The organism is Salinarimonas sp. (genome assembly GCF_046292825.1).
Classification (GTDB): Bacteria; Pseudomonadota; Alphaproteobacteria; order Rhizobiales; family Beijerinckiaceae; genus Salinarimonas.
On sequence record NZ_JBKBQG010000025.1, the window covers coordinates 31,494 to 52,974 of the forward strand.

Sequence of the window (21,481 nt, forward strand, 5' to 3'; positions counted from 1 at the left end):
CTGCGGCAGAGCTTCGCCTGCGAGGTCAAGAAGCGGGCCCCCTCGACGGTTCCGACCTGGAACCCCTCACCCGCCCTTCTTCGCCAGAGCCGCCTCGCGCATGCCCGTCAGCGTCGCGGTCGGCGTGATCGTCTCGGGGTCGATGATCAGGTGGAGGATGGCGGGCTTGCCGCTCGCGCGGGCGCGCTCGAGCGCCGGAGCGAACTCTTCCGTGCGCGTCACGCGCTCGCCGTGACCGCCGAAGGCGGCGGCGTAGGCTGCGAAATCGGGGTTCTCGAGCGCCGTCGCGACGACGCGGCCGGGATATTCGCGCTCCTGGTGCATGCGGATCGTGCCGTACATGCCGTTGTCGACGACGATCACGATCAGAGGCAGATCGTATTGAACGGCGGTCGCGAAATCCTGACCGTTCATCAGGAAGCAGCCGTCGCCGGCGAAGGCCACGACCTCCCGCTCGGGGAAGACGCGCTTGGCGCCGATCGCCGCCGGCACGCCGTAGCCCATCGAGCCGGAGGTGGGCGCGAGCTGCGTGCCGAAGCGGCGGAACTTCCAGAAGCGGTGGATCCAGGTCGCGTAATTGCCTGCGCCGTTGCACAGGATCGCGTCCTCGGGGAGCGCCTGCGCGAGATGGGCCATCACCTGCCCCATCTGCAGATCGCCCGGATGGCGGATGGCGGTCGGGTCGCTCCAGGTGAGGTAATCCGCATGCGCCGCCTCGGCCGCGCCCTCCCAGGGGATCGCGTTCGGCGGCTGCACGGCCTCGAGCGCCGCGGTGAAGGCGCTCGCCGAGGCGTTGATCGCGAGCTTGGGGCGATAGACGCGCCCCAATTCGGCGGCGTCCGCATGGACGTGGACGAGGGCGGTGCCGGGGGAGGGGATGCCGAAGAGATCGTAGCTCTGGCTCGGGATCTCCGAGAGCCGCCCGCCGATCGCGAGCACGAGATCGGCCTCGCGGATGCGCGCGAGGAGCTTCGGGTTGCAGCCGAGCCCGAGATCGCCCGCGTAGCAGGGGTGCTCGTGCGAGAACAGCATCTGGCGGCGGAAGGAGCAGGCGACGGGCAGACCGAAGCGCTCGGCGAAGCGCGTGAAGCGCGCGACCGCGGCCTCGCTCCAGCGCGACCCGCCGAGGATCGCGATCGGGCGCTTCGCCGCCCACAGCATCTTCTGCAAGTCGGCCATCTGGGCGAGGCCCGGATGCGTCTCGACGATCGCGTAGGGCTCGGCATCGGCCACCTCGGCCGCCTGCGTGAGCATGTCCTCGGGCAGCGCCACGACGACGGGGCCCGGACGGCCGGCCGTCGCGACGTGGAAGGCGCGCGAGACGAGCTCGGGGAGCCGCGCGGGATCGTCGATATCGACCACCCATTTGGCGATCGAGCCGAACACCGCCTTGTAATCGAGCTCCTGGAACGCCTCGCGCTCCTTCATCTCGCGCGCGACCTGGCCGACGAAAAGGATCATCGGCGTCGAATCCTGGCGGGCGATGTGCAGCGCCGGCGCGGCATTGGTGGCGCCAGGCCCGCGCGTGACGAAGCAGATGCCCGGCCGCCCGGTCAACTTGCCGTGGGCCTCCGCCATCATCCCCGCCCCGCCTTCCGCCCGGCAGACGGTGACCGCGATCTGCGCGTCGTGCATCGCGTCGAGCGCGGCGAGGTAGCTCTCGCCGGGCACGCAGAAGACGTGGGAGACGCCGTGGACGAGGAGCTGGTCGACGAGGATGCGACCGCCGGTGCGCGAGGACTTGGTCATGAGCGGTTCTTTCGTTGTGTTGCCGCGAACTCCCTCCCCGTAGGGGAGGGTGGCCTCCGAGCGAAGCGATGGAGGTCGGGTGGGGCCCGGCGTTCGAAGGTAATCTCCACCCGGGCCCCACCCGGCCACGGTCGCTTGCGCTTCCGTGGCCACCCTCCCCTACGGGGAGGGACTTTCCCCTCCCCATGCCGGGTCGGCGAGAACCTCCTGCGTGTGCGCGCCGAGCGCCGGGGCGGCGCGCGTCGCCGCCTGGGGCTCGCCGTCGAGAACGATCGGGGAGCGGACGGAGGGAACGCTGCCGCCGGCAATCTCGGGCGCGGCGAGGTCGAGCCGCAGGCCGCGCGCGATCACCTGCGGATCGGCGAAGACGTCGGCGATCCCGTTGATCGGCCCCGCCGGCACGCCGACCTCCTCGAGCGCCGCGAGGAGCCCCGCGCGCGTCGAGCGGGCGGTGAGCTCGGCGAGGATCGGCACGAGCGTCTCGCGATGGGCGACGCGGTCGCGATTGGTCGCGAAACGCGGATCGGTGCCGAGCTCCGGCGCGCCGAGCACCGCGCAGAGCCGCCGATATTGCCCGTCGTTCCCCACCGCCACGATCACGTGCCCGTCGGACACGGGGAAGACCTGGTAGGGCACGATGTTGGGATGCGCGTTGCCCATGCGGGTCGGCGCGCGGCCGGAGACGAGGTAGTTCAGCGCCTGGTTCGCGAGAACGCTCACCTGCGTGTCGAGGAGCGCCATGTCGACATGCCCGCCCTCCCCCGTGACGGCCCGGCGCTGGAGCGCGGCGAGGATGCCGACGCTCGCATAGATGCCCGTGAAGATGTCGGCGAAGGCGACGCCGATCTTCTGCGGCTCGCCGTCGGGCGCGCCGGTCAGATCCATGATCCCGCCCATGCCCTGGATCATGAAATCGTAGCCCGCGCGCGAGGCGTAGGGCCCGTTTTGGCCGAAGCCGGTGATCGAGCAATAGACGAGGCGCGGGTTCTCGCGGCGCAGGCTCTGCGAATCGAGGCCGTATTTGGCGAGACCCCCGACCTTGAAATTCTCGATCACCACGTCCGCATGGGCCGCGAGCCGGCGCACCTGCGCCTGGCCCTCCGGCGTGGTGAAATCGATCGCGACCGAGCGCTTGCCGCGGTTGCAGGAATGGAAATAGGCCGCCGCATGCACGCCGCCTTCCGCGCTCTCGACGAAAGGCGGCCCCCAGCCGCGGGTGTCGTCCCCCTCGCCGGGCCGCTCCACCTTGACGACGTCCGCGCCGAGATCGGCGAGGAGCTGGCCGACCCAGGGGCCCGCGAGGATGCGCGCGAGCTCGAGGACGCGAATGCCTTCGAGGGGTTTCACGAGAGCCCCTCCATCACCGTATCGAGGCCGCGCCGCAGGCCGACGAAGCCCGAAACCTTGCGGGCGGCGAGCAGCGTCCCCGCCACGTAAGGCCCCGCCGAGGGTCCGGAATCGTGGCGGATGAGGAGGCGCTCGTTGTCGGCGCCGAACAGGGCCTCGCAGGAGAGGACGAAGGAGGGCATGCGCACCGAATGGACCTGGACGGGGTTCGGCGCGCCGATCGTGCCGCCGCGCGTCTCGCGCACGCCGCCGAGGTCCGAGACCGGCATCGCGGTGCTCGGCCGGCGGATCTCGGCGAGGCGCTCGGCGAGCTCGCGGGCGGTGCCCGACGGCGTGTCGGGCTTGGCGCCCTTGGCGTAGTCGATGATCTCGACATCCGCGACGTAGGGCGCCGCCATCAGCGCGAACTTGATCATCAAGGTCGCCGTGATCGAGAAATTGCCGGCGGCGAGCACCCCGAGGGAGGCGGCGCGGGCGGCGGCGTCGATCTCCTCGTAATCGGCGGCGCCGAGGCCCGACGTGCCGACCACGACGTGGCGCCCCGCCGCGAGCGCCGCGAGCGTGTTCGCCTTGACGATGTCGGGCCTGGTGTAGTCGATCACGACGTCGGAGGGGGCGGCGAGGGCCTCTTCCAGGCTCGCCGAGACCGGCACGCCGATCGCGCCGATGCCGGCCGCCTCGCCCGCGTCCCGCCCCGCCGCGCTCCGCGACACGGCACCTGCGAGCACGAGATCCGGCGCCTGCGCGATCGCCACGACGAGCGCCTTGCCCACCCACCCGGTCGCCCCGGAGACGACGATCCGCACGCTCATCCTGCCCTCCTGCATTCGATCGGTCGAGGCTGTCATCCCGGACGCCGAAGGCGATCCGGGACCCATGACCTCGACCGATCAGTCGCAGCCTGTAGGCTGCGCTTCGCCGACCTCGCTCGGTCGCGCAGCGAGCGCGGCATGCGCGCTCGTACGATCGTCGCGGATACGGGCCCCGGGTCCGCTTCGCGGCCCGGGATGACAAACCCCCGGCGGCCTCGAGCGGCCCCCCTCAGAAGAACGCCTGCAGCCCCGTCTGCGCGCGGCCGAGGATGAGCGCGTGGACGTCGTGGGTGCCCTCGTAGGTGTTGACCGTCTCGAGGTTCTGGGAATGGCGCATCACGTGGTACTCGCCCATGATGCCGTTGCCGCCGTGCATGTCGCGGGCGACGCGGGCGATATCGAGCGCCTTGCCGCAATTGTTGCGCTTGACGAGCGAGATCATCTCGGGCGCCGCCTTGCCCTCGTCGAACAGGCGCCCGACGCGAAGCGACCCCTGGAGCCCGAGCGCGATCTCGGTCTGCATGTCGGCGAGCTTCTTCTGGACGAGCTGCGTCTGGGCGAGCGGGCGGCCGAACTGCTTGCGCTCGAGCGTGTATTCGCGCGCGCGGTGCCAGCAATCCTCCGCCGCGCCCATCACGCCCCAGGAAATGCCGTAGCGGGCGCGGTTGAGGCAGCCGAACGGGCCCTTGAGGCCCGAGACGTTCGGCAGGAGCGCGTCCTCGCCGACTTCCACGTCGTCCATGACGATCTCGCCCGTGATCGAGGCGCGCAGCGAGAGCTTGCCGCCGATCTTCGGGGCGGAGAGGCCCTTCATGCCCTTCTCGAGCACGAAACCGCGGATCGCCCCGCCATGCGCCTCGGATTTCGCCCACACCACGAACACGTCGGCGATCGGCGAATTCGAGATCCACATCTTGGCGCCGTTGAGCACGTAGCCGCCGGCGGTCTTCTTCGCGACCGTCTTCATGCCGCCGGGATCGGAGCCGGCATCGGGCTCGGTGAGGCCGAAGCAGCCGACATATTCGCCCGAGGCGAGCTTCGGCAGGTACTTCTTGCGCTGGCTCTCGTCGCCATATGCGTAGATCGGGTACATCACGAGCGACGACTGGACGCTCATCATCGAGCGATAGCCCGAATCGATGCGCTCGATCTCGCGCGCGACGAGGCCGTAGGCGACGTAGGACGCACCCGCGCAGCCGTATTCCTCCGGCAGCGTCACGCCGAGAAGCCCGGTCTGGCCCATCAGATCGAACAATTCGCGATCGGTCTTCTCCTGCGCATAGGCCTCGACCACGCGCGGAAGCAGCTCCGCCTGCGCGAAGGCGCGGGCAGCGTCGCGGATCATGCGCTCCTCGTCGGTCAGCTGCTCCTCGATGAGGAAGGGGTCCTCCCAGGAGAAGGAACCGGGAGCGGGGGCGTCCTTGGCCTTCGGGTTGGCGAGCGCGGTCATCTCGGGTCCTCTCACGCGTCGATGTCGAACTTGACGCCCTGGGCGAGCGGGAGCGTCTTGCCGTAATTCACGGTGTTGGTGGCGCGGCGCATATAGGCCTTCCAGCTGTCCGAGCCCGCCTCGCGGCCGCCGCCGGTCTCCTTCTCGCCGCCGAAGGCGCCGCCGATCTCGGCGCCCGAGGGGCCGATATTGACGTTGGCGATGCCGCAATCCGAACCCGCCGCCGAGACGAAGATCTCGGCCTCGCGCATGTCGGTCGTGAAGAGCGAGGAGGAGAGGCCGGCGCCGACGCCGTTCTGGAGCGCGATCGCCTCCTCGAGCGTCGAATAGCGCACGACGTAGAGGATCGGCGCGAAGGTCTCGTGCAGCATCGGGCCCACTTGGGCCTTCATCTCGACGAGCGCCGGGCGGGCATAGAAGCCGCCGCCTTCGACGTCGGCGCGCCCGCCGCCATGGATCGTCGCGCCCGTCTCGCGAGCCTCGGCGAGCGCGCGCTCCATGCCCGCGAAGGCGTCCGCGTCGATCAGCGGGCCGATGAGCGTGCCCACCTTGCGGGGATCGCCGATCGAGACGGAGGAATAGACCTTGGCGAGCTTCGGCACGAGCGCATCGTAGACGCTCTCGTGGACGACGAGCCGACGCAGCGTCGTGCAGCGCTGGCCCGCCGTGCCCATGGCGGCGAAGGCGATGGCGCGAAGCGCGAGATCGAGATCGGCGGAGGGCGCGACGATCGCCGCGTTGTTGCCGCCGAGCTCGAGGATCGCGCGGGCGAAGCGCTCGGCGAGGCGCGGCCCGACCTCGCGGCCCATCCGCGTCGAGCCCGTTGCCGAGACGATCTTCACGCGCTCGTCGTCGACCAGAACCTCGCCGATCGTGCGATCGCCGATGAGCAGCCCGTGCAGGCCCTCCGGCGCGTCCGAGCCGAAGCGGGCGATGGCGCGCGCCAGGATCGCGTCGACCGCGAGAGCGGTGAGCGGCGTCTTCTCGGAGGGCTTCCAGACGACCGGATCGCCGCAGACGAGCGCGAGCGCCGCGTTCCACGACCAGACCGCGACGGGAAAGTTGAAGGCCGAGATCACGCCGCAGACGCCGAGCGGATGCCAGGTCTCCATCATGCGATGGTCGCGGCGCTCGGTCGCGATGGTGAGCCCGTAGAGCTGGCGGGAGAGGCCGACGGCGAAATCGCAGATGTCGATCATCTCCTGGACCTCGCCGAGGCCCTCCGAGACGATCTTGCCGGCCTCGAGCGTCACCAGCATGCCGAGATCGTCTTTGGCCGCGCGCAATTCCTCGCCGAGGAGCCGCACGAGCTCGCCGCGGCGCGGGGCGGGCACCAGGCGCCAGGCGCGGAACGCCTCGTCGGCGCGCCCGATGATCGCGCGGGCCTCCTCCGCGCTCGTCGCGCGCAAGGTCGCGACGGTCTCGCCGGTGATCGGCGAGCGGGCGGGCAGGCCGCCTTGCGCGAAGGCGTCGCGGGACACCCCGAGGCGATCGAGGATGGCGAGGGCTTCCGGGCGGACGTCTTGCAGCGGCATTCATGACCTCTGAGGCAGAAAACGCGCCGAAGGATCGGCCTTTTGCGCCACGCGCGCAACCCATATGTTCTCACTCGGTCATGAGGATACGGAATGATGCCGACGCTCCCGCCCCGCGCGCCGCTGCCCTCTCTCGGCGCGCTCGCCGCCTTCGAGGCCGCCGCCCGGCACGGCTCCTTCACGCGCGCGGCGGAGGAGCTCGCGCTCACGCAGGGCGCCGTCAGCCGGCAGGTGGCGGCGCTCGAGGGGCTGATCGGCGTGCGTCTGTTCGACCGCGTCCGCCAGCGCGTGGCGCTCACGCCGGCGGGGGCGGCCTATGCGGTGGAGGTGCGCGCCGCGCTCGCGGCGCTCTCGTCGGCGACCCTGAACCTGATGGCGTTTCGCGGCGCGGGCGGCGTCCTCAACCTCGCGATCCTGCCGACCTTCGGCACGCGCTGGCTGATCCCGCGCCTGCCGCGCTTCACCGAAGCCTATCCGAACATCACCATCAATTTCGCGACGCGCCTCCTGCCCTTCGATTTCGACCGCGAGGGGCACGACGCGGCGATCCATTTCGGCGCGCCGATCTGGCCCGGCGCCCGGCTGCATCGGCTGATGGGGGAGGAGATCGTGCCGGTCGCGAGCCCCGCGCTCGTCGCCCGCCACCGCCTGGCGCGGCCGGGCGACGTGCTCGGCGTCCCGCTCCTGCAGCAGGCGACGCGCCCGCGCGCCTGGGAGCAATGGCTCGTCGAGCAGGGGCTCGACCCCGCCCGCGCGACCCCCGGCCCGCGCTTCGAGCAATTCGCGATGGTCGCCCAGGCGGCCGTGGCGGGGCTGGGGCTTGCCATCGTCCCCCGCTTCCTCGTCGAGGAGGAGATCCGCTCCGGCGCCCTCGTCATGCCCTTCGACGCGCCATCGCGATCCGAGGAGGCCTATTGGCTGGTCTATCCGGAGGCGAAGGCGGCGCTGCCGACGGTGGCGGCGTTCCGGGCGTGGTTGCTGGGGGAGGTGGGGGGCGAGAATCCCTCCCCGTAGGGGAGGGTGGCCTCCGAGGCGGAGCCGAAGGAGGTCGGGTGGGGCCCGGGTGGAGACTATCCTCCGCGCCACGGGCCCCACCCGGCCACGGTCGCTTCGCTCCCGTGTCCATCCTCCCCTACGGGGAGGGATTGGCGGAGAGGAATTTTTACGCCCGCATGCCGCGTCGCACGATCACCCGCGCGCCGACGGGGACGCGCTCGTAGAGGTCGACGATGTCCTCGTTGAGGAGGCGCACGCAGCCCGAGGAGACGGCCTCGCCGATCGACCAGGGCTCGTTGGTGCCGTGGATGCGAAACAGCGTGTCGCGGTCTCCCTGGTAGAGATAGAGCGCGCGGGCGCCGAGCGGGTTCTCGAGCCCGCCGGGCATGAAGGTCGGCAGGTCCGGGTTGATGCGCAGCATGTTGTCGGTCGGGCCCCAGCCGGGCCAGACGCCCTTGCGGCCGATGCGCGCGTCGCCGCGCCAGGCGAAGCCGTTGCGGCCCACCCCGATGCCGTAGCGCATCGCGCGGCCATTGCCCTGGACGAGGTAGAGGAAGCGGTTGTCGATGTCGACGACGATGGTGCCCGGCGCCTCCCCGCCCGTATAGGCCACCTCCTGGCGCATCAGTTCCGGCCGCATGAGCGCGCGGTTGACGAGCGGCACGTCGAAGGGCTCGTCCGGCTTGAAGCCTGTATACCAGGCGGAATAATCGTCGGACGCGGCCACCGCGAGGACCGCGGGATTGAGCCATGCGTCGCCGCGCGGATAGGGGATCTCCGCGGTCGTCGTGGTGTTGCAGGCGGCGAGACCGAGAGCGGCGCCGAGAGCGGCGCAGAGGGTGACGATACGAGCGAGCATGCGAGCAATCCGGAGGCGGCCGACCGAGTCGCGGCGGCCCTATGGTTAACGAATGTGCTTAACCGAGCCTTACCGGACAGCCAAGCCGCGTTTCTCGCCCCGGGCGACGCGCGGTAGGAATGTTGCCTTATTGTCGCATGTAGAGGAGGCGCGCCCGGATCGTGCCCTCGATCGCCCGCAGATCGGCGAGGATCGCGCGGGCATCGTCCGGCACCCCGTCCGCCTCGACGACGACGTATCCGACCGCCGCGTCCGTCTGCAGATATTGCGAGGCGATGTTGATGCCGCGCCGGGAGAAGACCTCGACGATGTGGCCGAGGATGCCGGGCACGTTGCGGTGGACGTGCATGAAGCGCGTGCCGCGGCTGCGCGCGGGCAGCGTCGCCTGCGGGAAGTTGACGGCGCCGACGGTGGCGCCCGCGTCCGAATAATCGATCATCTTGCGCGCGACCTCGACGCCGATGCGCTCCTGCGCCTCCACCGTCGAGCCGCCGATATGCGGCGTGAGGATCACGTTCTCGAGGCCTTGCAGCGGGCTCTCGAAGCGCTCCGCGTTCGAGCCCGGCTCGACGGGGAAGACGTCGACCGCCGCCCCGCGCAGATGGCCGTCGGCGAGCGCGCGGGCGAGCGCCGAGAGATCGACGACGGTGCCGCGGCTGTTGTTGACGAGGAAGGCGCCCTTCTTCATCGCCCGGATCTCGGCCTCGCCGATCATGCCCTCGGTCTCCGGGGTCTCGGGGACGTGCAGCGAGACGACGTCGCTCGTCGCGAGGAGCTCGTGGAGCGTGTCGACGGGCTCGGTATTGCCGTGGCGCAGCTTGTCCGTGCGGTCGTAATAGCGCACCCGCATGCCGAAGCTCTCGGCGAGGTTCGAGAGCTGCGAGCCGATATTGCCGTAGCCGACGATGCCGAGGCACTTGCCGCGCACCTCGTGGCTGTCGGTCGCCGACTTGTCCCAGCCCCCCGCATGCGCCGCGTTCGAGCGCGGCACGATCCGGCGCATCAGGAACACGATCTCGGCGAGCGTCAGCTCGGCCACCGAGCGCGTGTTCGAGAAGGGCGCGTTGAAGACCGGCACGCCCACGAGCCGGGCCGCGTCGAGATCGACCTGGTTCGTGCCCACCGAGAAGCAGCCCACCGCGATCAGCCGATCCGCGGCCTCGAGGACTTCCCGAGTGAGCTGCGTGCGCGAGCGGATGCCGAGGATGTGCACGCCGCGAAGCGCATCGAGCAGCGCCTGCCCGTCGAGCGCCGTCTTGAGCCGCGTCAGATTCGTGTAGCCCGCCGCCTTCATCAGATCGACGGCGCTGTCGTTGATGCCCTCGAGGAAGAGGACCTTGATCCGCTCCTTCGGCAGGGAGAGGGAGACGGGGAGGGAAGCGTCGGCGTCGGTCATCGGCGGCTCTCGGTCGTCTCGCGGGAACGGGTGCGGGCGCGAGGGGGCCTGTGTCGCAGGAGGCGGGGGGCGAATCAAGCGCGCGTTCAGCGATTCGCAAGCAAGCTCGTGTCATGAGGACGGCTCGCAAGATCCGCTTCGTCGCCGTCCGCCCGCCGGGCGCCGACGCAAACCCGAGGTACTGCACTCATGGACGCCTTCCTCGTCTTCGCGGCGGTCGTCGTCGTCATCGTCGTCGCCACCGTCTTCGCCGGCATCAAGACGGTGCCGCAGGGCGAGCAATGGACCGTGGAGCGCTTCGGGCGCTACACGCGCACGCTCGATTCGGGCCTCAACATCATCCTGCCCTTCATCGACACCGTCGGCCGCAAGCTCTCGATCATGGAGCAGGTGCTCGACGTGCCCGCCCAGACCGTGATCTCGCGCGACAACGCCTCGGTGATCGCGGACGGCGTGGTCTTCTACCGCGTCCAGGACGCCGCGCGCGCCGCCTATCAGGTCAAGGATCTCGAGGAGGCGATCGTCAACCTCACCACGACGAATCTGCGCTCGGTGATCGGCTCGCTCGACCTCGACGACGTGCTCTCCAAGCGCGCCGAGATCAACGAGACGCTGATGGCGATCATCGACGAGGCGACGAACCCCTGGGGCGTCAAGATCATGCGCATCGAGATCCGCGACCTGCGCATGTCCGACGATCTCCAGGCCGCGATGAACCTCCAGATGACCGCCGAGCGCCGCCGCCGCGCCTCGGTCACCGAGGCGAACGGCCTGCGCGAGGCGGAGGTGCTCAAGGCGCAGGGCATGCGCGAAGCCGAGATCCTGAAGGCGCAGGGCCTGCGCGAGGCGGCCTTTCTCGAGGCGGAAGCGCGTGAGCGCGCGGCGGAGGCCGACGCCAAGGCGACCCAGATGGTCTCGCGCGCGATCGCGGAAGGCGACATCCAGGCGGTGCAGTTCTTCCTCGGCCAGAAATACGTCGAGGCCTTGCAGGCGATCGGCTCGTCGGGCAATTCGAAGCTCGTGCTGATGCCGCTCGAGGCCGCGGGGGTCACGGGCGCCATCGCCGGGGTGGGCGAGCTCGTGCGCACGATGAACGCGCAGGCCAAGCCCTGACGAGCGAGGACGACCGACGATGATCTCGTTTCTGGAAAACGTGTTCGACGCGACCTGGGCCTGGATCATCGTCGGCGCCGTCATCGCCGGGCTCGAGATCGTCGTGCCCGGCGTGTTCCTGCTCTGGATCGGGCTCGGCGCGCTCGCGACCGGGCTCATCCTGACGCTCTCCCCCGACATGCCGCTCGCCTGGCAGCTGATCGTCTTCGCCGCCTGCATGATCGCGGCGATGAGCCTCGGATTGTCGTTGCAGAAGAAGGGCGAGGAGGATCCGAAGGCCGCGACCCTCAACCGCGAGATGCAGGGCCTCGTCGGCCAGCGCACGGTCGCGACGAGCGCCTTCGTCGCCGGGCGCGGGCGCATCCGCGTCCAGGACACGACGTTCGCCGCCATCGGCGAGGACCCGATCGCAGAGGGCGATCTCGTCGACATCGTCGCGATCGAGGACGGCCTCCCGCGCGTCCGCAAGGCGTGAGGGCGCGCGCGGGCCGGCGCCTGAAGCGGGCGCGCTCACGGGTTTCGAAAAAGTCGGCCTGCGTTCGCCACGGGTGTCGACCCCACGCCGCCGCTGGCGCGAAAAGATCAGCAAAATCAACAACTAGGCAAAATCTGCAGCCCCAAAAAAAGACGCGTTTTCTTCATCTCGGCAACGCGATCTTTACCCTAACGGCCCCATCCTGCCTCCCGTCAGTCGAGTAAACGGTGCATGGCCATGGGTACCTCGCGTACCGGGGCCGCCGGCGCCACCGCCCGGAAACTGGTTTCGCGTACCGGGCGGTCCGCGTCGGCGCCTCGGATGGGGATTGCGGTTCCCTCTCCGTCCTTTCAGTCCAGACCGGCGCGGCCCTCCGCTCCGCCGCTCGACGAGGTGATCGTCGGGGATTGCCTCGAGGCGCTCGCCCGGCTTCCCGACGAGAGCGTGGACCTCGTCTTCGCCGATCCGCCATACAATCTCCAGCTGGAAGGCGCGCTCACGCGACCGGACCAGAGCCTCGTCGACGCCGTCGACGACGACTGGGACAAATTCGCGAGCTTCGCCGAGTACGACGCCTTCACCCGCGCCTGGCTCGCACAGGCGCGCCGGGTGATGAAGCCGTCGGCGACCTTGTGGGTGATCGGCTCCTACCACAACATCTTCCGCGTCGGCTCGGCCTTGCAGGACCAGGGCTTCTGGATCCTCAACGACGTCGTCTGGCGCAAGGCGAACCCGATGCCGAACTTCCGCGGCAAGCGGTTCACCAATGCCCACGAGACGCTGATCTGGGCCGCGCGCGGCCAGGACGCAAAGGGCTACACCTTCCGCTACGAGGCGCTGAAGGCGGGCAACGAAGACGTCCAGATGCGCTCGGACTGGCATTTCCCGCTCTGCACGGGCGACGAGCGCCTCAAGGACGGGGAGGGGCGCAAGCTCCACCCGACGCAGAAGCCCGAGGCGCTCCTCGCACGCGTGCTGCTCGCTTCGAGCAAGCCCGGCGACGTGGTGCTCGATCCCTTCTTCGGCACCGGGACGACGGGCGCCGTCGCCAAGCGTCTCGACCGGCGCTTCATCGGCATCGAGCGCGACCCCGCCTATGCGGCGGCCGCGCGGGCGCGAATCGCAGCGGTCGAGACCCTGGACGAGGCGGCGCTCGCGCCCGCGCCCGAGAAGCGCTCGGAGCCGCGCGTGCCGTTCCTGAGCCTCGTCGAGGGCGGGCTCGTGCGCCCGGGCGAGCGGCTCGTCGACCAGCGCCGCCGCTACGAGGCGGTGGTGCGGCCGGACGGCACGATCGCGCTCACCGGGATCGTCGGGTCGATCCACAAGATCGGCGCCCTCGCCCAGGGCCTGCCCGCCTGCAACGGCTGGACCTTCTGGCATGTCGAGCGCGAGGGCGCGCTCCTCTCGATCGACACCCTGCGCGACAAGGTGCGGGCCGCGATGGCGGGGTGACGGGAGCGGACGCGCCGCGCGGACGAAACGAAAAAAAGCCCGGCTCGCGAGAGCCGGGCTTTTCGATTGGTCTCGAAGAGCGCCCGTCAGGCGACGAGGCGTCCGCGAATCTCGCCGAGGCCGTCCTTGAGGAGGCGCTCGCCGAGGGGGCCCTGCACCTCGGCGCGCAGCACGCGCTCGGAGGCGGCGATCGCCGAGGCGATCGCGGCGTCGCGGACCTCTGCCATCGCCTGGGCCTCGGCCTGGGCGATCTTGGCCTCGGCCGTGGCGGTGCGGCGGGCGACGAAATCGGTCATGCGCGCCTCGGCCTCGCGGGTGATCCGCTCGGCCTCCTCGCGGGCCGCGGCCACGATGGCGGCCGCTTCCTTCTCGGCATTGGCGCGCTTGACCTCGTATTCGCGCAGCAGCAATTCGGCGTCGCCGCGCAGGCGGCGGGCCTCGTCGAGCTCGGACGCGATGCGCGCGCCGCGCTTGTCGAGGGCCGCCCCGATCCGGGCGAAGACCTTGTAATGGTACAGGACCCAGATCAGCGCGATCGTGGCGATCGCCTGCCAGAAATAGGTGTTGGCGAGGATGCCGCTCATCGGGTCGCCTCCTGCGCACGGGCGTCGAGCGCGGCGGCGACGGCGCCCGGGGCGGGAGCCTTGCCGATCAGCCGCTCGACGATCGCCGTCGCGGTCTCCTCCGCGATGTCGCGGACATTGGCCATCGCCTCGCGCTTGCGCGTGGCGATGGTCTCCTCGGCCAGAGCGAGGCGCTCGGCGAGCTCGGCCTCGAGCTGCTTGCGCTTCGCGTCCGCCTCGGCCGCCATGGCGTCGCGGGCCTCGTTGGCGAGCGCCTGGGCGTTCGCCGTCGCGTTCGCCAGCGCCTCGTCGTAGGCGGCGCTCGCCGCCTCCGCCTGGCGCCGGGCATTGCTCGCGGCATCGAGATCGCGCGCGACGGTGACCTCGCGCGCCTCCACGATCCCGAAGAATCGCGGCGCGATCACGCGGTGGATCGCGTAGTAGAGGAGCCCGAACGAGATCGCGAGCCACAGGAGCTGCGAGGGAAACGTCGTGACGTCGAAGGGGGGGAAGACCGCTTCGGCGCCGGCCGGGGTCGGTGATGCCATGGCGTCATAGTCCTCGCTGTGCTGGAGCCGGGCGACGAGCCCGGCACCGTCTCCGCCGTCGCAGACGTGCCGCCTGCGACGGCGCCGTGACGCGGGACCGCGTCAGACGACGAAGAGCAGAACCAGCGCGACGACGAGGCAGAAGATGCCCAGACCTTCCGCGAGCGCCGCGCCGATGAACGCGCGGGCGAACTGACCGTCGGACGCCGAGGGGTTGCGCAGCGCGCCGGAGAGGAAGTTCGCGAAGATGTTGCCGACGCCCAGAGCGGCGAGACCCATGCCGATGCAGGCGAGGCCGGCACCGAGGAACCTGTACGCGGCGCCGGTAGCGGCCAAGATTTCCGGATCCATCTGTGTTGCTCCTTGAGGAAGGTTGGGTTGTGGTGTCGTTGTGGGTTCACACGAGTGCGCCGCGCCTCAATGGCCGGGGTGCAGCGCGTCGTTCAGGTAGATGCAGGTGAGCACCGCGAAGACGTAGGCCTGGAGGCCCGCGACGAGGATCTCGAAGGCGACCATCGCGAAGGTCATCAGGAGCGGCAGCGGCGCGAGGATCGCCACCACGCCGCCGGTGGCGAGCAGCGACACGATGAAGCTCGCGAACACCTTCAGCGCGATGTGGCCGGCGAGCATGTTGGCGAACAGACGCAGCGAGAGGCTGATCGGCCGCGACATGAACGAGATCACCTCGATGACGGTGATGAACGGCGCGAGCCAGCCGGGCACGCCCGACGGCACGAACAGGCCGAAGAAATGCGTCCCGTGCTTGATCACGCCGTAGACGACGACCGTGCCGATGACGAGGAGCGCGAGCGCCGCCGTGACGATGATCTGGCTCGTCACCGTGAAGGCGCCCGGCACCATGCCGAGCAGGTTCGAGCACAGGATGAAGAGGAACAGCGAGAACACGAAGGGAAAGAACTTCATGCCCTCCTTGCCCGTCGCGTCCCGCAGCATGCGGGCGGTGAACTCGTAGATGCTCTCCACGAAGGCCTGCCAGCGATCGGGGATCAGCGAGGAGTTGCGGGTCGCGAAGCTCAACAGGCCGACGATGAAGCCCACGATGAGCAGCATGTGCAGCCCGGAATTCGTGAGCGCGATCGGGGCGTCGCCGATCGTCCCGAATCGGACGATCTCCTTGATCTCGAACTGCTCGACGGGGCTCGCCATGATTCTCTCGGTCCTCGCAAACGCGCCGTGTCTTCAGGCCCTGGGCTCGTCGTCCGATCCGCGGGTCTCGTCCGCCTCGCCTTGCCCGCGCGGGGGAGTACCCGACCCGGGCTTCCGATTCAACTCCCCCGCGGCACGCAGGATGTTCAGCATGCCCGCGCAGAAGCCGAGGATCAGCCCGACCAGCATCGCCCAGGGTGTCGTTCCCGCCACCTGGTCGATCGCCCAGCCGAGCGCCGTCCCCGCGATCACGCCCGCGATGAACTCCGCGGAAAAGCGAAACGCCTTTCCGACGCCGGACATATCGGACGCCGCTCGGGAAGAGCCCCCACCGCCGCCGTCGCGCCTGGCTTCTGCCTCGCCGAGGCGCGCGCGGAGACGGTCGAGCCTCGCGGACAGATCGGCTTCGTCGTCGGAACCGGACTGATTTTTCTTCTCGCCCCCGTCTCGCCGATCAGTCGGATCGCCCATTGCGGATCGCCCGTTCGCCGTCCGGCGGGTTGCGTGAGGAGAAGCAGCAGTCAAGCCCCGAAAGCCGGGCGCACCATATTTGCGGGGGTGCCCCCTGTCAAGGACGCTCGCGCTTGCGATAAATCTCTGATTTCGTTGAGGAAACGCCGAATTTGACCCGTCGACGCGTCGCGCCTTCCGACGAAATCACGAGGCCTCGCGCAGCCGCTCGGCGCGCTCGAGGTCGACGGAGACGAGCTGGGAGACGCCGCGCTCGACCATGGTCACCCCGTAGAGGCGGTCCATGCGGGCCATCGTGATGGGATTGTGGGTGATCACGAGGAAGCGCGTCGCGGTGCGCGCGGCCATGTCGTCGAGGAGCGCGCAATAGCGCTCGACATTCGCGTCGTCGAGCGGCGCGTCGACCTCGTCGAGCACGCAGATCGGCGAGGGGTTCGTGAGGAAGACCGCGAAGATCAGGGCGGTCGCGGTCAAGGCCTGCTCGCCGCCCGAGAGCAGCGTCATCGTCTGCGGCTTCTTGCCCGGGGGGCGCGCGAGGATCTCGAGGCCGGCCTCGAGCGGGTCGTCCGAATCGACGAGGGTCAATTCCGCCGTGCCGCCGCCGAAGAGCGTGGTGAACAGCCCCCGGAAATGCCCGTTCACCACCTCGAAGGCGGCCAGCAGCCGCTCGCGCCCCTCGCGATTGAGGTTGTGGATCGCCCCGCGCAGGCGCTTGATCGCCTCGACGAGGTCGTCGCGCTCGGACACGAGGCCGGAGCGTTTGGCGTCGATCTCGGCGAGCTCCTCCTCCGCGCGCAGGTTGACGGCGCCGAGCCGCTCGCGATCGGCCTTGAGGCCGAGGAGCCGCTCTTCGGACGGCGCGCCCTCCGGCAACGCGTCGCCGGGCGCGAGCCCCGCGAGCGCGTAGAGGCCGACGACGTCCGTCTCGAAGGTCTCGCGCACCGCCCGCGCATGGGCGGCGAGCCGCTCGGCCTGCGCCTGGGCGCGCGCGTCCGCGCCCGCCGCCGCCTCGCGCGCGGCGGAGAGCGCGTCGAGCGCCGCGCGGGCGGCCTTGTCGGTCGCCGCCGCCAGGCTCTCGCCCTCCGCGAGCCGGTCCGCCGCCTCGCGCTGCGCCGCCTCCGCCGCCGCGATGTCGCGGGCGAGGGCGCGCTTGCGCATCTCGAAATCGTCGGGCGCCGCCTCGATCGCGAGCCGCTCCTCCTCGATCTCGGCGAGACGCTCGGCGATGTCTTCGAGGGCGGCGGCGGCGCGCCCGCGCCGGCTCTCCCAGCTCTCGATCTCGGCGGCGATCGCCGCGCGCCGACGCTGCGCGATCTCGGTCTCGCGGGCGAGGCCGTCGAGCGCGGCGCGGGCCTCCGCCGCCTCGGCGCGGGCCTCCCCGAGGCTCGCGCGGGTCTCCGCGAGCGTGCGCTCCAGACTGTCGGCGGGCTCGAGCTCGGCGAGCGCCTCGGCCGCCTCCTCCGCCCGCTCGCGCGCGTCGGCGAGCTCCTCCTCGGCGCGCGCCAGCGCCTCCGCGAGGCTCGCGCGGCGCGTCGCGATCTCGGCCGCGCGGCGCTCGGCGGAGGTCGACGCCTCGCGGGCCCGATCGAGGGCGGTGCGGGCGAGGCGGACCTCCTCGAGGGTGCGCGTCTCGAGGCCCGCGGCGTTGCGCGCGGCGGTCTGGACGCGGTCGAGATCGGCGCGGGCGCGATCGGCGGCCTCCCGCGCGGCCTCGGCCTGCGCCTCGAGCGTGCCGAGCCGGTTGCGCTCGGCGAGCCGCCGCGCCGCCGCCGACGGCGCCTCCGCCGCCGCGACGTATCCGTCCCAGCGCCACAGGTCGCCGGCCTGGCTGACGAGCCTCTGGCCCGGACGCAGGCGCCCGCGCAGGCGCTCGCCGTCGGCGGGATCGACGAGGCCGATCTGGGCGAGGCGCCGCGCGAGGGCGGCGGGCCCGCCGACCCGGTCGGCGAGGCTGGGCACGCCGTCCGGCAGCGGCGGATCGGGCTGCGGCGGGTCGATCGCGATCCAGCGCGTCGGCGCGGCCGGGTCGGCGGAGGCGTCGAGATCCTCGCCGAGCGCGGCGGCGAGCGCCGTCTCGAACCCGCTCTCGACGCTCACCGCGTCGATCAGGGCGGGAAAGCCGCCCGCGCCCGCGGGCGCGAACAGGGTCGCGAGCGTGCGCGCCTCGGTCTCGAGCCTTTGCGCCGCCCGCTCGGCCTCGGCCAGCGGCGTGCGGGCGCGCGCCTCGGCCTCGCGGGCGCGGGCGAGGAGCGCGCGCGCCTCCGAGGCCCGGGTCTCGGCGTCGGCGAGCGCCTCCTCGGCGGCCTCGCGGGCGGCGAGGAGGGGCTCGAGATCGGCCGGCACGGAGGCGTCCAGCGCCGCGCGCTCGCGGGCGATCCGCTCGACCTCTCCGGAGAAGCGGGCGAGGCGGGCGCGCTCGGCCTCCGCCGTGCGGGCGAGGGCGGCGGCGCGGGCGGAGGCGTCGGCGGCGGCACGCTGCGCCTCGGCAAAGGCGGCTTCGGCGGTCGCGAGCGCCGCGCTCGCGGCGGCGAGACGCTCCTGCGCCGCCGGGCGCGCGCCGTCGTCGTCGGCGGCGTCGACGAGCTCGGCCCGCTCGGCCTCGAGCCGGGCGAGGCTCTCGGCGGCGTCGCGGGCGAGCGCCTCCTGGCGCACGCGCTCGCCGGCGAGATCGCGGGCGCGGCGCTCGAGGCCGGCCGCACGCTCGCGAATGCGGGTCTCCTCGCCCTCCAGCGCGGTGCGGGCGACGACCAATCGTTGCAGCGCCTGCGCGGCGCTCGCCTGGCTCTCGCGCAGGCTCGGCAGCGCGTGGGCCGCGATCGCCTGCTCGCGCGCCGCCTTCGCTTGCTCGGCGGCACGATCGGCGACAGCGCTCGTGCGGGCGCGGGCCTCGGCCGCCGCTTCCTCCGCCTCGCGCGCCGCCGCCGCGTGGCCCACGAGCTGGACGAGCGCCTCGAGCCGGCGGATCTCCGCCTGCACCGCCCGGTAGCGCGCGGCCTGCCGGCTCTGCCGGCGCAGCCCCTCGACCTGTCCGTCGAGGGAGGAGAGCACGTCCTCGACGCGCAGGAGGTTGTCCTCCGCCGCCTTGAGCCGCAATTCCGCCTCGTGGCGGCGGGCATGCAGGCCCGCGATGCCGGCGGCGTCCTCCAGGATGCGCCGGCGCGCCTGGGGTTTGGCCGCGATGATCTCGGAGATCTGCCCCTGCCGCACGAGCGCCGCCGAGCGCGCGCCCGTCGCGGCGTCGGCGAACAGGAGCTGCACGTCGCGCGCGCGCACCTCGCGCCCGTTGATGCGATAGGTCGAGCCCGCCTCGCGCTCGATACGGCGGGAGATCTCGAGGTGGTCGGCGTCGTTGAAGGCGGCGGGCGCGGTGCGGGCGGCATTGTCGAGCCGCACCAGGACCTCGGCATGGTTGCGCGAGGGGCGCGAGCCGGAGCCCGCGAAGATGACGTCGTCCATGCCGGACGCGCGCATCGCCTTGTACGAATTCTCGCCCATGACCCAGCGCAGGGCCTCGACGAGGTTCGACTTGCCGCAGCCGTTCGGCCCCACGATGCCGGTCAGGCCCGGCTCGATCGCGATCTCGGTCGGCTCGAGAAAGGTCTTGAAGCCGACGATCCGCAGCCCGGTCAGATGCACGCGCCGCCTCCTCGATCACCCCTCTCCTTCCCCTCAGGGGAAGGTGGCCCGGCGGCGAAGCCGACGGGTCGGATGGGGTCCTTCGCAGCGAAGCTGCGAAGGGGCGTCGTCCTAGAGCGCCTTACGTACGGAGAAGCCCAACGCCCCTTCGCTCCTTCGGGTCGAAAGACCCCATCCGTCTCCGACCCCTGTTCGGGGTCGGAGCCACCTTCCCCTGAGGGGAAGGAGAAGGGGCGTGCCGTCACGCGGACGCCGAACTCGACGCGACGGGCCCTCGGTCGATCACCCGGCGAGGCGGCGCGCGGCGTCGGCTCAGCTCGGCAGCAGCGGCTGGACGATCGCGTCGAACTCGGCGATGGTGAGCGCACCGGAGCGCCTCTCCCCGTTGAAGAAGAAGGTCGGCGTCGAGTTGACGCCCAGCGCGGCACCGCGCTCGCGCACGTCGTTCACCGCATCGAAAAGCGTCTGGTCACGCAAGCAGGATTCGAATCTTTCCTGTGAGAAACCCGCCTGGCGCATCAGATTCGAGAGCGCGTCGAGGGGGCGCTCGGCGAAAGCCCATTGCCGCTGGGTCTCGAACAGGAGGTCCGAGATCGGATAGAACCGGTCCTCCTCGCAGCGCGCGAGCATGAAGCCCGCGGTGGCGAGCGGATCGAGCGGGAATTCGCGCAGCGCGTAGCGGATCTTGCCCGTGTCGATATAGGTCGCCTTCACGTGCGGGAAGGTCTCGGCGTGATAGCGCGCGCAGAAGCTGCAGGTGAGGGAGGCGTATTCGATCACCGTCACCGGCGCGTCCTCGGCGCCCATCCAGACGTCCCCGAGCGGACCCTCCTCCTCCAGCGACTGGGCGCGGGCGAGGCGCGGCGACACGAGCGGTGCGAGGCCGGCTCCTGCGAGAAGGGAGAGGGCGGTGCGACGCGTGAACATGGCAGTCTCGAGCTCCTGGGGCGAGCGGGTCTTCGGGCGATCGCTCCTGCAAGCGATCGGTCGGTGCGGCGAGCGGCCCGCCGGGCGGCGGACGACGCTCATGTGGGGTGTCGCCGGCGCGACGGCTAGCCCGCGTTCTCGTGGCGAGACGAGGGCGATCCGATCGCGCGGCGAACGCGGTCGCGCCCGACCGGCTTCATCGGGCCGCATCGCTGCGGGCGGCGCCGAGGATGCGGCCGGGCTTGCCGTCGACGCTCTCCTGGACGAGGACGACGTGGAAATCGCCGCGCCCGGAGAGAGGCACGGTCAGCCGGCTCTCGGCGCCGTCCCAGGCGCCGACCTCGGCCATCGCGCGCACGACGTTGACGTATCGGGCGTGGCGGCCGGCATTCTCGCCGCGGCCGATCTCGACATCGGCCTGCGCCATCACCGCCATCAGCCAGATCTGCGCGGGCGCCCGCGAGGGGGCCTGCGCGGCGGCGCCGTCGCCGATGCGGATCTGGGCCTGCCCGCCGCTCACCGACACGGAGACGGGCACCGGCAGCGCCCCGCCGCGCGGCTCGGCCGCCGCGATCGTCCGGGCCACCTCGTTGCGCTTCGAGCCGATGCAGGCGAGCGTGCCGTTCACCACCATCTGCGGCGTGAACACCTTGCGGTCGCCGCGCGCGTCGGCATAGGCGCGCTGGCGGGCGGTGTGGTCGGGATGGGCGAGGGTGTCGGCCCAGCCGAGATAATCCCAGTAATCGACCGGCAGCGTCAGCGCGAGGATGCCGGGATCCTGGGCGAGCTCGAGCAGCTTCTCGTCGGCGGGCGGGCAGGAGGCGCAGGCCTGGCTGGTATAGAGCTCGACGACCGCGCGCGGCGGCGCCTCGATCCCGATGGCGCGGGCGGCGCTCGGGACGGCGAATACGAGGATTGCGGCGGTCGCCAGGGCGAGGATCGGGTTCATACAAACGGTTTAAGCATGCCGCGGGCGCTCGCGGAA

Annotated in this window: 19 protein-coding genes; 4 read left to right on the forward strand and 15 right to left on the reverse strand. The window is 71.2% G+C overall.

What is annotated here, in order from left to right; all coding sequences use genetic code 11:
• Positions 1–66: 66 nt before the first annotated feature.
• The 5 genes from ACK4UM_RS13140 to ACK4UM_RS13160 all read right to left on the reverse strand — a co-directional run bounded on the left by ACK4UM_RS13140 (position 67) and on the right by ACK4UM_RS13160 (position 6,893).
• The gene (locus tag ACK4UM_RS13140) at positions 67–1,749 is read right to left on the reverse strand and encodes a thiamine pyrophosphate-binding protein (RefSeq protein WP_409799707.1); all 1,683 of its coding nucleotides are present in this window, start codon (positions 1,747–1,749) and stop codon (positions 67–69) included.
• 159 nt (positions 1,750–1,908) lie between these two features.
• The gene (locus ACK4UM_RS13145; protein WP_409799710.1) at positions 1,909–3,096 is read right to left on the reverse strand and encodes a CaiB/BaiF CoA transferase family protein; all 1,188 of its coding nucleotides are present in this window, start codon (positions 3,094–3,096) and stop codon (positions 1,909–1,911) included.
• On the reverse strand, positions 3,093–3,908 hold the full coding sequence (gene dapB / locus ACK4UM_RS13150) for a 4-hydroxy-tetrahydrodipicolinate reductase (RefSeq protein WP_409799713.1): 816 nt from the start codon (positions 3,906–3,908) through the stop codon (positions 3,093–3,095). The genes ACK4UM_RS13145 and dapB overlap by 4 nt, the downstream gene beginning before the upstream one ends.
• 229 nt (positions 3,909–4,137) lie before the next feature.
• Positions 4,138–5,358 (reverse strand): acyl-CoA dehydrogenase, encoded by a 1,221-nt coding sequence (locus ACK4UM_RS13155; protein WP_409799716.1) that lies wholly within the window; start codon positions 5,356–5,358, stop codon positions 4,138–4,140.
• Positions 5,359–5,369: 11 nt separating this feature from the next.
• Positions 5,370–6,893: an aldehyde dehydrogenase family protein gene (locus tag ACK4UM_RS13160; protein WP_409799719.1), complete on the reverse strand. Its 1,524-nt coding sequence runs from the start codon at positions 6,891–6,893 to the stop codon at positions 5,370–5,372.
• A gap of 93 nt (positions 6,894–6,986) precedes the next feature.
• On the opposite strand from ACK4UM_RS13160, the gene ACK4UM_RS13165 reads away from it, so the two are divergent.
• Positions 6,987–7,907 carry a LysR family transcriptional regulator gene (locus tag ACK4UM_RS13165; protein ID WP_409799721.1) on the forward strand — a complete coding sequence of 307 codons (921 nt, stop codon included), beginning with the start codon at positions 6,987–6,989 and terminating at the stop codon, positions 7,905–7,907.
• A gap of 148 nt (positions 7,908–8,055) precedes the next feature.
• On the opposite strand, the gene ACK4UM_RS13170 is transcribed toward ACK4UM_RS13165, so the two are convergent.
• Positions 8,056–8,748, reverse strand: a complete 693-nt coding sequence (locus ACK4UM_RS13170; protein WP_409799724.1) for a L,D-transpeptidase — start codon at positions 8,746–8,748, stop codon at positions 8,056–8,058.
• 127 nt (positions 8,749–8,875) lie between these two features.
• Positions 8,876–10,144, reverse strand: a complete 1,269-nt coding sequence (serA, locus tag ACK4UM_RS13175; RefSeq protein WP_409799726.1) for a phosphoglycerate dehydrogenase — start codon at positions 10,142–10,144, stop codon at positions 8,876–8,878.
• A gap of 189 nt (positions 10,145–10,333) precedes the next feature.
• On the opposite strand from serA, the gene ACK4UM_RS13180 reads away from it, so the two are divergent.
• From ACK4UM_RS13180 to ACK4UM_RS13190, 3 genes are all read left to right on the forward strand, one after another.
• Positions 10,334–11,257 carry an SPFH domain-containing protein gene (locus ACK4UM_RS13180; protein ID WP_409799728.1) on the forward strand — a complete coding sequence of 308 codons (924 nt, stop codon included), beginning with the start codon at positions 10,334–10,336 and terminating at the stop codon, positions 11,255–11,257.
• 19 nt (positions 11,258–11,276) lie between these two features.
• Positions 11,277–11,732 carry an NfeD family protein gene (locus tag ACK4UM_RS13185; RefSeq protein ID WP_409799731.1) on the forward strand — a complete coding sequence of 152 codons (456 nt, stop codon included), beginning with the start codon at positions 11,277–11,279 and terminating at the stop codon, positions 11,730–11,732.
• 237 nt (positions 11,733–11,969) lie between these two features.
• Positions 11,970–13,184, forward strand: coding sequence for a site-specific DNA-methyltransferase (locus ACK4UM_RS13190; RefSeq protein ID WP_409799802.1), 1,215 nt, complete (start codon positions 11,970–11,972; stop codon positions 13,182–13,184).
• An 86-nt stretch (positions 13,185–13,270) separates the two neighbouring features.
• On the opposite strand, the gene ACK4UM_RS13195 is transcribed toward ACK4UM_RS13190, so the two are convergent.
• From ACK4UM_RS13195 to ACK4UM_RS13230, 8 genes are all read right to left on the reverse strand, one after another.
• Positions 13,271–13,768: an ATP F0F1 synthase subunit B gene (locus ACK4UM_RS13195; RefSeq protein ID WP_409799733.1), complete on the reverse strand. Its 498-nt coding sequence runs from the start codon at positions 13,766–13,768 to the stop codon at positions 13,271–13,273.
• A complete protein-coding gene (locus ACK4UM_RS13200; protein ID WP_409799735.1) occupies positions 13,765–14,295 on the reverse strand; it encodes a F0F1 ATP synthase subunit B' in 531 nt (176 codons plus the stop codon). Before ACK4UM_RS13200 ends, ACK4UM_RS13195 begins: the two co-directional genes overlap by 4 nt.
• A 102-nt stretch (positions 14,296–14,397) precedes the next feature.
• Positions 14,398–14,646 (reverse strand): F0F1 ATP synthase subunit C, encoded by a 249-nt coding sequence (locus ACK4UM_RS13205; protein ID WP_409799738.1) that lies wholly within the window; start codon positions 14,644–14,646, stop codon positions 14,398–14,400.
• A 66-nt stretch (positions 14,647–14,712) separates the two neighbouring features.
• A complete protein-coding gene (locus ACK4UM_RS13210) occupies positions 14,713–15,462 on the reverse strand; it encodes a F0F1 ATP synthase subunit A (protein ID WP_409799741.1) in 750 nt (249 codons plus the stop codon).
• A 33-nt stretch (positions 15,463–15,495) separates the two neighbouring features.
• Positions 15,496–15,933 carry an AtpZ/AtpI family protein gene (locus ACK4UM_RS13215; protein WP_409799744.1) on the reverse strand — a complete coding sequence of 146 codons (438 nt, stop codon included), beginning with the start codon at positions 15,931–15,933 and terminating at the stop codon, positions 15,496–15,498.
• Between the two features lie 186 nt (positions 15,934–16,119).
• Complete coding sequence (locus ACK4UM_RS13220; protein ID WP_409799747.1) at positions 16,120–19,569, reverse strand: chromosome segregation SMC family protein; 3,450 nt, start codon at positions 19,567–19,569, stop codon at positions 16,120–16,122.
• A 312-nt stretch (positions 19,570–19,881) separates the two neighbouring features.
• Positions 19,882–20,496: a DsbA family protein gene (locus tag ACK4UM_RS13225; RefSeq protein WP_409799750.1), complete on the reverse strand. Its 615-nt coding sequence runs from the start codon at positions 20,494–20,496 to the stop codon at positions 19,882–19,884.
• Between the two features lie 196 nt (positions 20,497–20,692).
• Complete coding sequence (locus ACK4UM_RS13230) at positions 20,693–21,445, reverse strand: DUF1223 domain-containing protein (RefSeq protein WP_409799752.1); 753 nt, start codon at positions 21,443–21,445, stop codon at positions 20,693–20,695.
• Positions 21,446–21,481 lie beyond the last annotated feature (36 nt).

Bases quoted from the DNA above. Each gene is read 5' to 3' on its own strand.
- ACK4UM_RS13160 (WP_409799719.1), bottom strand. From the start codon at position 6,893: ATGCCGCTGCAAGACGTCCGCCCGGAAGCCCTCGCCATCCTCGATCGC.
- ACK4UM_RS13205 (WP_409799738.1), bottom strand. From the start codon at position 14,646: ATGGATCCGGAAATCTTGGCCGCTACCGGCGCCGCGTACAGGTTCCTC.
- ACK4UM_RS13200 (WP_409799735.1), bottom strand. From the start codon at position 14,295: ATGGCATCACCGACCCCGGCCGGCGCCGAAGCGGTCTTCCCCCCCTTC.
- ACK4UM_RS13155 (WP_409799716.1), bottom strand. From the start codon at position 5,358: ATGACCGCGCTCGCCAACCCGAAGGCCAAGGACGCCCCCGCTCCCGGT.
- ACK4UM_RS13180 (WP_409799728.1), top strand. From the start codon at position 10,334: ATGGACGCCTTCCTCGTCTTCGCGGCGGTCGTCGTCGTCATCGTCGTC.
- ACK4UM_RS13185 (WP_409799731.1), top strand. From the start codon at position 11,277: ATGATCTCGTTTCTGGAAAACGTGTTCGACGCGACCTGGGCCTGGATC.
- ACK4UM_RS13140 (WP_409799707.1), bottom strand. From the start codon at position 1,749: ATGACCAAGTCCTCGCGCACCGGCGGTCGCATCCTCGTCGACCAGCTC.
- ACK4UM_RS13190 (WP_409799802.1), top strand. From the start codon at position 11,970: ATGGGTACCTCGCGTACCGGGGCCGCCGGCGCCACCGCCCGGAAACTG.
- serA (WP_409799726.1), bottom strand. From the start codon at position 10,144: ATGACCGACGCCGACGCTTCCCTCCCCGTCTCCCTCTCCCTGCCGAAG.
- ACK4UM_RS13230 (WP_409799752.1), bottom strand. From the start codon at position 21,445: ATGAACCCGATCCTCGCCCTGGCGACCGCCGCAATCCTCGTATTCGCC.
- ACK4UM_RS13225 (WP_409799750.1), bottom strand. From the start codon at position 20,496: ATGTTCACGCGTCGCACCGCCCTCTCCCTTCTCGCAGGAGCCGGCCTC.
- ACK4UM_RS13215 (WP_409799744.1), bottom strand. From the start codon at position 15,933: ATGGGCGATCCGACTGATCGGCGAGACGGGGGCGAGAAGAAAAATCAG.
- ACK4UM_RS13170 (WP_409799724.1), bottom strand. From the start codon at position 8,748: ATGCTCGCTCGTATCGTCACCCTCTGCGCCGCTCTCGGCGCCGCTCTC.
- ACK4UM_RS13165 (WP_409799721.1), top strand. From the start codon at position 6,987: ATGATGCCGACGCTCCCGCCCCGCGCGCCGCTGCCCTCTCTCGGCGCG.
- dapB (WP_409799713.1), bottom strand. From the start codon at position 3,908: ATGAGCGTGCGGATCGTCGTCTCCGGGGCGACCGGGTGGGTGGGCAAG.
- ACK4UM_RS13210 (WP_409799741.1), bottom strand. From the start codon at position 15,462: ATGGCGAGCCCCGTCGAGCAGTTCGAGATCAAGGAGATCGTCCGATTC.
- ACK4UM_RS13195 (WP_409799733.1), bottom strand. From the start codon at position 13,768: ATGAGCGGCATCCTCGCCAACACCTATTTCTGGCAGGCGATCGCCACG.